The organism is Aliivibrio fischeri (assembly GCF_009727955.1).
Classification (GTDB): Bacteria; Pseudomonadota; Gammaproteobacteria; order Enterobacterales; family Vibrionaceae; genus Aliivibrio; species Aliivibrio fischeri_A.
In genome coordinates this window covers 98,149-110,299 of the sequence record NZ_WOBR01000008.1, presented here as the reverse complement: position 1 = coordinate 110,299, position 12,151 = coordinate 98,149, and the positions used below count along the sequence as shown (strand labels likewise).

The window sequence follows — 12,151 nt, the reverse complement described above, 5'->3', positions numbered from 1 at the left end:
TAAATTGATCTTCTATTTAATCTTTTGTGTCGTGTTACGCTCTATAAATTGAACGGGGATCATTAACTTAACTAAGCTGGTATTTCGTTCTTGAATTTGATTAACCACAATTTTTACTGACTCACGAGCAAGTCGTTTGAAATCTTGCTTGAAAGTCGTGAGCTGGTAGTTTAACCATTGGGCTTGTGGAATGTCATCAAAACCAATAACTTGAATATCTTCTGGAATACGAAGATTGAATTCTAAGCGTGCAATATCCATTACAGCCATAGCTAAATTATCTGTTGCACAGAAAATCGCTTGAGGTTGTGTCGATTCTGAAAAGAGAGCTCGAATAGTGTCGAGTGAATCAAGATAATCATAATCAGCTTCAATAACACGAGCTTGTTTGCCAGTCAGCTCTTCGAATTCTGAGCAAAAACCTGCTTCGCGTTCACCGTTGGTGTAGGTAGGCACGTTGCCCGTTAAGTAAACAGCTGATTTTGTTCCTACATGATGAAAGTGTTGAGCTGCGAGTTGGCCTGCTGCGTAATTGTCGCTAACCACATGACTACTCTTAGTGTCTTTAACTACACGTGCATATTGAACTATTGGGATATTGAATTCTTCACATTCTTCATAAAGCGACTTGTTAAATGTAGCAGATGCAGCAATGACACCATCAACACGATATTGAAAGATGTTAGGAATAGAATGGTTATCGTTATCGTCTATTTGCCAAGGAATAAGTACTGCTGAATATCCTTGTTTTTGTAACTCAGTAGAAATGAGTTGAAGAGTTTTCATATGAATTGGATAGTCAGCATCAGGGAAAACTAAGCCAATCAACTTAGATTCATTAGTCGTAAGGCTTCTTGCAAATGCGTTAGGACGATAGTTTAGTGCTTTTGCAGCTTCAAATACTTTCTGTTTAGTTTTTTCAGATACAGAACTACCCGAGATAAATACACGAGAAACGGTAGATTGAGAAACGCCAGCTAATTTAGCGACATCTTTTGAAGTTACTGTTTGTTTTGGTGAATTCATAGAGCATGCTTTTTAGCCAAGTTAACTGTTTACAGGATATCATGAATGGGTAGGTATTCAATAAAGCAATGCTTAGAATGTTATGAAAATTAAGGATATAAATATTATTTATTGAGCAGTTAATGTTGGTGGGTGTACTTGCTAGGAGAAGAAAAGATCCTCCTAGCAAGTCATACCCCAAAGTAAGATTTTACTTTGAATACTACCGCTTGTTTTTATTTTTCGGTTTAAATAATTTGTTCTACAGTGTTGGGTTCATGATAGTAGAAGTGCGTTCGAACACGTCCAGGCCTTGCTGCTTCAACCAGTAAGGAAGGTCGATCAGTACCCAGTTCTCAGATAGCTTGTCGCCGTCACGGTAGTAAACATCAACCACTTGCATGTCTGCGCGAACTTCGCCACCAGTCATGCCTAGGAAGCCACCTGTTGGCGTGTTTGATAGGTTTGGCCAACCGAAGAAGCAAGAGAAGCTGCCTTCAGCGAAGCGACAAACGTGACCATTAAACTTCTTGTCTTTCAGGTTGTTACGGAAAGGAAGTTGGTGCTGCTTCTGGTAACGAGGAATGGTGTAAGATGCACCGATACCACATGGGCCGTACCAGATCATATCTTTAGACCAGCTCTTCTCTAGCACTTCTGGTGGGCAACCCATAGCGCCGCTGTCGTTAAGTGCAGATAGGTCATCAACCATTTTGTTCACTAGAGCAAGCGTAGCTACGCCTTCTTCTGGTGCTGCATCTTCAAACAGTAGGCCGTCGTGGTTACGTGGGCCAGGGTATACGAAGTGCTTACCTGTTGATGGTGGTAGTGGGTAGCAACCCGCTTGGTCCATCATGCCTAGTAGGTCTAGGAATAGACCTGTCTTAGTTATTTTGCCGTCAACAACACAGTTAAATTCTGCGTAGCGAACGTTCATGATTTTGCCAGTAGGGCGCATGCCTAGGTATTCAGCGTCGAATAGACCCATGAAGTGACCCATGCTCATTACCCAAATTTCATCTGGGTTGATTTCGTTGTTACCGCCGATGAAGATGTCTTGACGACGCTGCATGCGAGTCATTGATTTCATCATTGGAGCCCAGAATACGTCAGCTGCAGCTTGAGCGCCTTCTTGCTCACGGAATGGGTAAACACCGCGCCACAAGTAATCTTCAGAAGTGTGTGCTTTTAGTACTTCAGCAACGTTCTCATGAGTTGCGTTTTCCATTGCATCAAAGTATTCGCGAACAATGCGTTTAGCTTCTTGATATTTAGACATAATTCATTCTCTTTTTGTTGTCGAGTCAACATTCGGAACAGGACTCGATTTGGACTTTGTTACCGGCTGACTGTTCAGCCGGAATAGTGTTTATTCGTTGTCTTGAAAGACCTTTAGCGAAAGGGAATTAAGCCTTAGCTGCTTCCGCTTTTTTGCTCTTGTCGAAGATGCCGCCTTTCAATGTTTCAGGTAGAGATAGCCACAGCAGGCCAGCCACAATCCATACAATTGGTGAGCCCCACATTGCTGTTGCAAGGTCGCTGCGTTCTTGGATGAATACCAGAACCATAGGTGCCCACATACCGATGATACGACCACCATGAAACAGAGCTGCACCGAAGCTGCGTAGATGAGCTGGGAACAATTCAGAGAAGTACCCGCCCCATACCGCTGAAGCCGATAAACCGAAGTTGTAAATAAGACCTAGGATAGCCAACATGTTTAGGCTACCGATCATCACGTCACTTGGTGCTACAAAGAATACTGAAGCCATTACACCAGCAAGGATGAAACCGAATGCGTTTACCTTACGCCCGTATTTGTCTGCGATTGCACCCCATACCCAAGCACCGAATAGAGAGCCGAATGCCGAGATAGAGAAGATGATGCCGATAGTTGCACCGTCAAATTGACGAACTTCTTTTAGGTATGTTGTCACGAAGCCAGAGAAGAATTGATAGCCATAGAAGTTAAGACCTGCCAGCAGTAGACAAGTGATGGTTAGTTTGCGGTAAGGGGCGCTAAGCATTTCGCCCCAAGAGCCTTTTTTCGCAGGTGCATTTGATGCTTCGGCTTCTGCTTGCTCTTCTTCACCGTAAGCGATCACTTTTTTGTCGCTTGGAAGAATAAAGATCATCAGTGCAGCAGCCACTAGAGGAGGAATACCGCCAACCCACATTAGGCTTTGCCAAGGAGCATCAATACTTGAGATAAACGCTGCGTAGGCACCCATTGCCATTAGGGCAACTGAGAACATAGAAGAAGCAAATGCTGTTAACTTACCGCGAACCGTTGGCGTAAATAGACCGATCATTAGGCTCACAGCTACCGTGAAGTAACCACCTAAAGAAATACCGATGATGAAACGCATAGCTGCCCACATTGCATAGTCTGTAAACATCATGTTGATGATGGTTGCGCCGCCGTTTAGTGCAGTGATGGCAATAAGAGTCGATTTTTTACCAAAGTTTGATGCCACCCATGCACAGCTTAGGGCACCAATAAGCGCACCAACTGACTGCCATGTATAGAATTGAGCGGTATCCGCTAAGTTAATACCGTCATACGCTTCAATGATGTATGGGCGTACGTAGTCAATAATTACAAAGTTGTAACAATAAAAAAAGTAGCCTACTAAAATTGCAAGATAAGCAGCTACCCTTTGAATCATAGGAACTTCACTCATGTGTTTTTTTGTATTCATGAATAATAAACCTTTGTTTTATATGGGTTGTGTTTGGTTTTCATTGCAGTGTAGTACTTGTTAGTAGTTAGCACGCCACCTTTATATCTCGAGAGATAATAGAGTTTTTGTGGTTAAAAGATCCGTGATCAAAGTCGAATTTAAAATGAATGCGTACCCATTTAGTCATTTTTAGTGATCTTGATCTCACCTGCGTAAGATTTACACTTATATAACTATTCTTAACGTTAATTATTTATCTTAGTGACAATAATCACACTTGTAGGGGGTTTTTAAAGGAAAGTATCCAATTTTAAGTAATATTAGCAGTGAATAATTTGCGTAATATAATAAACGGAATCTAAAAATGGTTACGTACTCAAGTTTTGTTGTTATTGCTCTTTATGTGCTAGCTACCTTATTTATCAGCTACTTAGTTAATAATCGTTATAGCGCTAGTGGCGATTTTTCAACAGGTGGAAAACAATTTGGCTGGTTTACGGCTGGTGTGTCGATCCTAGCCACTTACATTAGTGCTATGACGTTCGTGGGTATGCCTGGCTGGGTTTATAGCTCTGGCATGGAAGCGATGAGCGTTCATTTGAACTATCCGATAGTGATCTTCTTCGCTGTGATTTTCTTTGTCCCTGTCTTCTACAAGCTTGGTTTAACCTCAATTTATGAGTATCTAGAGTTTCGTTTTGGCGTTGTTGCTCGCACGATCAACTCTATCGTATTTATTGTTGTCCAGTGTATTTCGGCGGGGGTAATTTTGTATGCGGTGGCACTGATTTTGGTACAAGTGTTACCCATTGGTATTTCAGAGGCCATTATTTACATCACTCTATTTACCGCTCTATATACTTATGCAGGTGGCATATCAACTGTTATATGGACAGATATGCTGCAGTCGGCAGTGCTAATTATTGGTAGTATTGCGATCTTCTGTTTATTGTTAATGAAGATTGATGCTGGAGAGGTGTTGTCTCCAGATCACTTAAATATTATCGATCTAGACTTTGATTTGGGCGTAGACACTACATTGTGGGCGGGGGTGGTAGCGGTAAGCTTCTTACACTTGAGTGTATATGGTACTAACCAATTGATTATCCAAAGAACATTAGCGACTAAAAACGTTAAAACCGCTCAAAAATCCATGCTGCTTTGTGGCTATGGTGCATTCTTTATCTATCTGTTTTTTGCTGTAATGGGGGTGTTATTAAACATCTTTTATCAAGATCATAGTTTTGAAAACAGTAATGAAGTTATTCTCGATTTCGTGTTTAACCATACTAATCCAATAATTGTTGGATTGGTGATCTCTGCGCTATCGGCAGCAGCCATGTCTACATTGGATTCAACCTACAACTCAATGGCAACCGTTGCGACATTCGATTTCTACAAACGCTTTTTCCACAAATCTGCTTCTGATGCACATTATGAATCAGTGGCAAGAAAGATGAGCCTTGTTGCTGCGGCTTCGGTTGTTGTTCCTGCTTTGCTTGCTGTGTCTAATGAGTCGGTACTTAAAACCATTGCAAGTCTGACCTCAATTTTTGTTGGTATTCGTCTAGGGTCATTCCTTCTTGGTTTGTTTTTTAAGCAAGCAAATGAAAAAGGAGTGATAGTAGGTAGTATTGGTAGTGTAATCGTGGTGTTTATTGCTAAATATAGTGGTATTTCTTGGCCGTGGTTTGCTTTGATTGGTACGGTTATTTTTTTAGTTTTAGGTGTTGTTGTGAGTCGCTTCTGGGGAGAGGTGACACAGCAACAAAATGAATTTATAGATAAGCAAAAAGATTTGTTCGCTAAGCCTACCGTAAGTCACTACGGTTTGTTGGTGTTTGCTAGTGTGACGATTGTTGCTTGTATTGTTATACCTGATTGGCTTTATGCTGTTCTTTCTTAGGTGAGAATAGACTAAGTAGCTTAGCTTGTTATTTTTTCATATAGAAAAAAGTAAGTGCCAAGTAAGTGATTTACTTATTTGGCACTATCAGCTTTTACTCTTTCTCTTCAATGCCACCAAGTGCTTTGAAAAGATCAGGTAGAAGTGCATCAAGCTCAGAACTCATTAGCGAGAAATCTGCATCAAAGCGCGCTGCTTTGTCTTCAAAGCCAATATCTTCGTTTTGATCTTTAATTTCATCACTGAATTTTAAACGTTTTAGAGACAGGTCATCAGCAAGAATAAATTCTAAACGCTCTTGCCAAGTGAGAGCTAATTTTGTAACTACTTTATTTGCATCAATGTGAGCGTGGATCTCATCACATACCAGTTCTTGTTGCTTACAACGGATCACTCCGCCATCTTCTAAAATTGCTTTTAGCTCGGCTTCTTCACCCATTTCAAAACCTTGAGGGCAAGAGCCTGTTTTCACCCATTCAGTTAAGGCATTCTCAATTGGTTGAGTTGAGGTAAGAGGAACAACAGGCAAACTACCAATAGATTTACGAAGTAGTGCTAAAACGTCTTCTGCTTTTTTGTAACTGCCTGCATCTACAATGATAAATCCAGATTCAGGAAGGATTAACGCATACGTTTGTTGGTGCTTACTGAATGCACGAGGAAGCAAATCAACCACGATATCGTCTTTAATTGCGTCTTTTTCTTTTTTCTTTAGAGGGCGACCTTGTTCTGCTTCAAGCGCATCAATTTTTGCATTCATTGATTCTTTAATGACAGATGCTGGAAGCATTTTTTCTTCTTTCTTGGCACAGATAAGAATATTATTGCTTGCTACATGAGTCAGCATATCACCGTGTCGGCCCATTGCTGTCACCCAGCCAAATTTTTGCATATCTTGGCTGCCACATGGCGTGAAACGAAAATCGTTCAGTTGTTTTTCAAGTTGTTCTGGATTGAGATCAATCTCTTTAGTAAAACGATAAATTAAACAATTTTTAAACCACATCATGATGCTGAATTCCTATCTTTTTTTAGTGTGCCTATGATATGAAATTTTGAAGGATTATGCTTGTAGAGTTTTTAGGATCTTAAAGAAATCCCTACGAAGTGACTTTTCATTGCATAGAATATGAACTTTTCTTTTCAATAGTCACAAAAGTGTCATAATTAGCTTTAATAATAGCTTCACAATTTTTGTTGGTTAACTTAGGTAAAAGAGAATGGCTAGAAGGATCCTTGTTGTAGAAGATGAAGCACCAATTCGTGAAATGTTGTGTTTTGTTCTAGAGCAAAAAGGTTATGAACCTATCGAAGCAGAAGATTATGACTCTGCGCTATCCCTACTTTGTGAACCTTATCCTGATCTGATCTTGCTAGATTGGATGCTACCTGGTGGTTCAGGCATTAATTTAATAAAACATCTTAAGCGTGATGAGTTTACAAAAAAGATCCCTGTGGTCATGTTAACCGCTCGTGGTGAAGAAGAAGATAAAGTTCGAGGTCTAGAAGTGGGCGCGGATGATTACATCACAAAACCATTTTCACCAAAAGAGTTGATGGCACGTTTAAAAGCGGTAATTCGTCGTGTTTCCCCAACATCAATCGAAGAGTTGATTGATGTGCAAGGCCTTAAACTTGATCCTGTATCTCATCGTGTGACGGCAAATGATAAGCCGTTAGATATGGGGCCTACTGAGTTTAAAATGCTGCATTTCTTTATGACTCATCAAGAGCGTGTGTATAGCCGTGAGCAGTTATTGAATAACGTATGGGGCACCAATGTCTATGTGGAAGATAGAACGGTTGATGTGCACATTCGTCGTTTACGTAAAGCGTTAGAAGTAGAAGGTCATGATCGTTTAGTTCAAACGGTTCGTGGTGCTGGTTATCGCTTCTCTGTACAAGCATCGTAATTTAATTTTTGTAAGGTAAAGGGTAATGGTTGAGCGTCTTTCATGGAAAAAATTGATTGGAGAATTGGTTTTTTTCTATGTTCCTTGGGTTATCGTAGGGTATCTATTTGATGCACTATGGCCATTGCTGTTCCTTGCCTCTTTTATTTTATTAATTTGGCACTTACATAACCAAATCAAGATGTCTCGTTGGTTGCATGAAGGCCGAAAGGCAACGCCTCCATCAGCTTCTGGTAGCTGGGAGCCTATTTTTGATGAGACGTATCGTCTGCAAAAAAGGCATAAGAAGCGTCGTAAAGAACTATCTGGTTTAATCCGTCGATTCCGTCAAGGTGCAGAAGCCTTACCTGATGCGGTAGTCGTTTTTCGCCACGAAGGAAATATCGTTTGGTGTAACACGTTAGCACAATCGTTATTAGGATTTCGTTGGCCTGATGATTCTGGTCAGCCGATCACTAATTTAATTAGAACGCCTGATTTTGTGCAGTATTTAATGGATCAACATTTTGATTTTCCATTGGATATGAAATCACCAATCAATAGCGATAAAACGCTAGAAATCCGTATTGCACCATACAGCGATGGTGAATATCTAATGGTGGTACGTGATGTCTCTCAAATTAAGCAGCTTGAGGGGATGCGTCGTAACTTCTTTGCTAACGTATCTCATGAATTACGTACACCAATGACGGTTCTTCGTGGTTATTTGGAAATGTCGGAAGACCCAGACATGTTAGTTGGACCAATGTGGAACCGAGCACATGGTGTAATGACTGAGCAATTGTCTCGTATGGAAGGACTTGTTGAGCAATTATTAACCTTATCTAAAATAGAAGCGGCAGCCACATCAATGCTAGAAGATCGCGTAGATGTTCCTTCCATGCTGGATATTTTAGAGAAAGAAGCCGTTGCGCTAAGTGGTGAAAGAAACCATAAAATTACCTTTAATGTTGATCATAATCTCAAAGTAAAAGGCGATGAAGATCAATTGCGTAGCGCTATTTCAAATTTAGTGTATAACGCGGTGAAGCATACGACGGATGGCGCTGAAATTATCGTTGATTGGCAAACCAATTCAAGTGGGGCAGAGTTAAAAGTTACCGATAGTGGGCAAGGTATTGAGCCTCAACATATTCCTCGCTTGACGGAGCGTTTCTATCGTGTAGATAAAGCACGTTCTAGAGAAACGGGTGGCAGTGGATTAGGGCTAGCAATTGTTAAGCATGCGCTTAGTCATCATGATTCTCAGCTTGAAATAAAAAGTAAGTTAGGAAAAGGCAGTACTTTCTCATTTACATTACCTAAAAAACTCATTCTTTAAGTAAGTACAACATCATGATTAATACGCAAAGTAGAACAGTAAAGTGGTTTAGGGTATTTATTCCCATGGGATTACTTTGGTTGTGCTTTGTAAAAAGTGTATTAGCTTATGATGGGAAACTTGCACCTTATCAACGGGTTTCTGGTATTTCTGGCAATTTATCTTCAATTGGGTCTGATACCTTAGCTAATATGATGACATTGTGGGCTGAAGACTTTCAACGAATTTATCCCAGAGTTCATATACAAATTCAAGCGTCTGGGTCTTCAACTGCTGCACCCGCTCTCATTGAAAGTACCGCACAATTTGGTCCTATGAGCCGGAAAATGCGGCAAAGTGAAAAAGCCGCATTTGAAAGACAATTTGGTTACCCTCCAACTGAAATCCGAGTCGCAATTGATGCCCTCGGAATTTTTGTTCATCAGGACAACCCAATTAAAGGACTAAATTTCGCCCAACTTGATGCTATTTTTTCTGCTACTTTGCGTTGTGGTGCGTTAAAGTCGATTAATCGTTGGCAAGATCTTGGCGTGCACACCAGTTGGGCAAAGCATCGAATTCAATTATTTGGTCGAAATTCAGTCTCTGGTACCTACGGATACTTTAAAAATAATGCGCTATGCAATGGGGATTTTAAGGTTAATGTTAATGAACAACCGGGATCGGCATCTGTAGTTCAAGGGATCTCTGCCTCTTTAAATGGCATTGGTTATTCTGGTGTTGGTTATCAAATGTCAGGGGTAAAACTCTTACCTATCAGTAAAGCTGGAACCGATTATATTGAACCAACCACAGACAATATTATTAATGGCCAATACCCATTAGCGCGTTTCTTATATATTTATATAAATAAGCCACCAACAGCGAAGCTGCCTCCTCTTGATGCTGAATTTATTCGTTATATGCTCTCTAGAGAAGGGCAAGATAGAGTTGAACAGGATGGTTATATTGCGCTTCCTGAACGATTTGTTTTACAAGAATTATCAAAATTAAATTTACACTAACACGAAAATTAATCTACTCAGCTAGATTGGTTTTGTTTGTCATTATAGTGTCACCCCTATAATGAAAAATACCGTTTATCCATATTATAAAATTGAGGTTAACCCATCATGGCATACGCCAAACCTAATCAGAGAACTCGAGATAAACAACGTCGTGTTGTAGATCTGATTATGCGTGTCTGGGTTAAATCGAGTGGTGTTGGGATCATTGCCGCTCTTCTACTTATTTGTTTTTATTTATTGGCTGTGATTTCTCCTATTTTCACTTCTGTAAATGTAGAACCTATAAATCAATACGCAGTGAATTACACTCATTCGACTCTCGCTATTGGCTCAGATGAACAAGGCAAAATGGTTTACCGTATTGATGAATCAGGAAAGGTTCAGTTTATTGATCTGATTAATAAAAATCAGGTGAGTGAACAGCAAATAATAAGTGATCCAACGGCATTCACAACCACAATTGAGAGCCAAGATTGGTTTGCTTTTGGTGATAAGAAAGGTCGAGTTCAATTTGCTCAAATAGGCTTTCAAACAAATTATTCTAAAGGAGAGCGTCAGCTTATTCCTTATGTTGAATCATTCCTTCCTTTTCCTACGCTTCAAATGGATGATAAACAAAAAGCATTAACCCAACTGGCTTTAAGTTTGACTCCAAACGAAGGCGTTGTATTAGCTAAAACGGAAGATAATCGTCTTCTTGGTTTTGAGTTAGATGCTAGCGTTAATCAAATGACAGGTGAAACGCTTTGGGAGGCCATTCCCATTCATTTTAATGGCGTAAATGAAGTGAAAAATCTGCTTTCAATGGTGATCACACCTAATAATGATTTTCTTTATTTGCTTTACCAACATGAATTACAAGTATGGAGCTTAAGTGAGCATCAGGCTTCACTACGTGAAAGTATCCCCTTAAAAGAGTCTGCACAAAAACTCACTTTATTAGCTGGTGCCCATTCGGTACTTGTTCAGTTTGATAATGGTAGCTTTTCTCAATGGTTTGATACCATTAATAATGAAAAACGCTCACTTACTTTAATTAGAACCTTTAATTTTGATGCGCCTATTGAGCAGCTTTCTCCCGAGGTATACCGTAAAGGTGTAAGTGTGATTGATGAAAAAGGCAATTTAACCTTAATTCATACCACAACAGAAAAAGCATTATTTAAACAGCATTTATTTAATGATGTTGTTTTGGCTGCCACTCAACCACCAAATGGTGAAAAACTAATAACGCTGACAAAATCTGGATGGAAATGTTTTGATATTACGAATCCTCACCCAGAAGTGAGCATTCAGTCTGTGTTTGGAAAGGTATGGTATGAAGGTTATCCAGAGCCTGCTTATATTTGGCAATCAACAGCCGCCAATGATGATTTTGAATCAAAGTTTAGTTTAATGCCGCTAGCGTTTGGTACATTAAAAGCGGCATTTTATGCGTTGATTTTTGCAGGGCCTATCGCTATAGGTAGTGCGATTTATACCGCGTATTTTATGTCTGCAAATGTACGTCGTTATGTAAAGCCAACCATTGAAATTATGGAGGCGTTACCAACGGTTATTATTGGGTTATTAGCTGGAATTTGGTTAGCTCCAATTGTTGAAAATAATTTAATTGCCGTATTTAGCCTACTGGTATTCTTCCCGTTAAGCATGATTATTATTGCTTTCGTATGGCACATTTTGCCAGCTCATATTATGCGTAAGTTACCTCGTGGACAGCATGCAATTTTATTAATACCCGCTTTAGTTGTAATTGGTTACTTTACTTTTAAGTATGGGTATGTGATTGAAGATTGGTTGTTTGGTGGTGATTTACGAAATTATTTAGGTGACAACGGCGTTGGTTATGACCAGCGTAATGCCTTGGTCGTTGGTATTGCGATGGGAGCGGCGATCATTCCGACCATTTATACCATTGCAGAAGATGCTATTTTCTCTGTGCCAAAACATCTATCTGAAGGCTCATTAGCGTTGGGAGCAACACAGTGGCAAACGCTCACAAAGGTTGTACTATTGACTGCCAGTCCAGGTATTTTCTCTGCTGTGATGATGGGGCTAGGTCGCGCCGTTGGAGAGACAATGATTGTGTTAATGGCTACCGGAAATACGCCAATTATGGATGGTAATATTTTAGAGGGGATGAGGACTCTAGCGGCAAATATTGCTATTGAAATGCCTGAGTCGGAAATGGGTAGTACGCACTTTAGAATGTTGTTCTTGGCTGCATTTTTATTGTTTGTTTTCACTTTTTTTGTTAACTCATTGGCTGAATGGATCCGCCAAGGGTTACGTGAAAAATACCGTAGTTTGTAGGT

At 40.0% G+C, this 12,151-nt stretch carries 9 protein-coding genes; 5 read left to right on the top strand and 4 right to left on the bottom strand.

Annotation, left to right across the window (positions count from 1 at the left end; all coding sequences use genetic code 11):
* Nucleotides 1-12 precede the first annotated feature (12 nt).
* The 3 genes from GNP81_RS12305 to GNP81_RS12295 all read right to left on the bottom strand — a co-directional run bounded on the left by GNP81_RS12305 (nt 13) and on the right by GNP81_RS12295 (nt 3,707).
* On the bottom strand, nt 13-1,026 hold the full coding sequence (locus tag GNP81_RS12305) for a LacI family DNA-binding transcriptional regulator (protein ID WP_155669833.1): 1,014 nt from the start codon (nt 1,024-1,026) through the stop codon (nt 13-15).
* 241 nt (nt 1,027-1,267) lie between these two features.
* Nucleotides 1,268-2,284 (bottom strand): nuclear transport factor 2 family protein, encoded by a 1,017-nt coding sequence (locus GNP81_RS12300; RefSeq protein ID WP_102426425.1) that lies wholly within the window; start codon nt 2,282-2,284, stop codon nt 1,268-1,270.
* A gap of 127 nt (nt 2,285-2,411) precedes the next feature.
* Nucleotides 2,412-3,707, bottom strand: coding sequence for an MFS transporter (locus GNP81_RS12295; protein WP_155673351.1), 1,296 nt, complete (start codon nt 3,705-3,707; stop codon nt 2,412-2,414).
* Nucleotides 3,708-4,053: 346 nt separating this feature from the next.
* Here GNP81_RS12295 and GNP81_RS12290 point away from each other — a divergent pair, with 346 nt between their 5' ends.
* Nucleotides 4,054-5,595 (top strand): sodium:solute symporter family protein, encoded by a 1,542-nt coding sequence (locus tag GNP81_RS12290; protein ID WP_155673350.1) that lies wholly within the window; start codon nt 4,054-4,056, stop codon nt 5,593-5,595.
* Between the two features lie 94 nt (nt 5,596-5,689).
* On the opposite strand, the gene rdgC is transcribed toward GNP81_RS12290, so the two are convergent.
* Nucleotides 5,690-6,601 carry a recombination-associated protein RdgC gene (gene rdgC / locus GNP81_RS12285; protein WP_196587327.1) on the bottom strand — a complete coding sequence of 304 codons (912 nt, stop codon included), beginning with the start codon at nt 6,599-6,601 and terminating at the stop codon, nt 5,690-5,692.
* Between the two features lie 214 nt (nt 6,602-6,815).
* Between rdgC and phoB the strand changes: the two genes are divergently transcribed.
* The 4 genes from phoB to GNP81_RS12265 all read left to right on the top strand — a co-directional run bounded on the left by phoB (nt 6,816) and on the right by GNP81_RS12265 (nt 12,149).
* Nucleotides 6,816-7,508, top strand: coding sequence for a phosphate regulon transcriptional regulator PhoB (gene phoB, locus GNP81_RS12280; RefSeq protein ID WP_005420619.1), 693 nt, complete (start codon nt 6,816-6,818; stop codon nt 7,506-7,508).
* 25 nt (nt 7,509-7,533) lie between these two features.
* On the top strand, nt 7,534-8,829 hold the full coding sequence (phoR, locus tag GNP81_RS12275) for a phosphate regulon sensor histidine kinase PhoR (protein ID WP_063668452.1): 1,296 nt from the start codon (nt 7,534-7,536) through the stop codon (nt 8,827-8,829).
* 65 nt (nt 8,830-8,894) lie between these two features.
* Nucleotides 8,895-9,833 (top strand): PstS family phosphate ABC transporter substrate-binding protein, encoded by a 939-nt coding sequence (locus GNP81_RS12270; protein ID WP_196587321.1) that lies wholly within the window; start codon nt 8,895-8,897, stop codon nt 9,831-9,833.
* Nucleotides 9,834-9,941: 108 nt separating this feature from the next.
* Nucleotides 9,942-12,149: an ABC transporter permease subunit gene (locus tag GNP81_RS12265; RefSeq protein WP_155669823.1), complete on the top strand. Its 2,208-nt coding sequence runs from the start codon at nt 9,942-9,944 to the stop codon at nt 12,147-12,149.
* Nucleotides 12,150-12,151 lie beyond the last annotated feature (2 nt).

Coding starts and splice junctions, on each gene's coding strand:
- GNP81_RS12305 (WP_155669833.1), bottom strand. CDS start 1,026: ATGAATTCACCAAAACAAACAGTAACTTCAAAAGATGTCGCTAAATTA.
- rdgC (WP_196587327.1), bottom strand. CDS start 6,601: ATGTGGTTTAAAAATTGTTTAATTTATCGTTTTACTAAAGAGATTGAT.
- GNP81_RS12290 (WP_155673350.1), top strand. CDS start 4,054: ATGGTTACGTACTCAAGTTTTGTTGTTATTGCTCTTTATGTGCTAGCT.
- GNP81_RS12295 (WP_155673351.1), bottom strand. CDS start 3,707: ATGAATACAAAAAAACACATGAGTGAAGTTCCTATGATTCAAAGGGTA.
- GNP81_RS12300 (WP_102426425.1), bottom strand. CDS start 2,284: ATGTCTAAATATCAAGAAGCTAAACGCATTGTTCGCGAATACTTTGAT.
- phoR (WP_063668452.1), top strand. CDS start 7,534: ATGGTTGAGCGTCTTTCATGGAAAAAATTGATTGGAGAATTGGTTTTT.
- GNP81_RS12270 (WP_196587321.1), top strand. CDS start 8,895: ATGGGATTACTTTGGTTGTGCTTTGTAAAAAGTGTATTAGCTTATGAT.
- phoB (WP_005420619.1), top strand. CDS start 6,816: ATGGCTAGAAGGATCCTTGTTGTAGAAGATGAAGCACCAATTCGTGAA.
- GNP81_RS12265 (WP_155669823.1), top strand. CDS start 9,942: ATGGCATACGCCAAACCTAATCAGAGAACTCGAGATAAACAACGTCGT.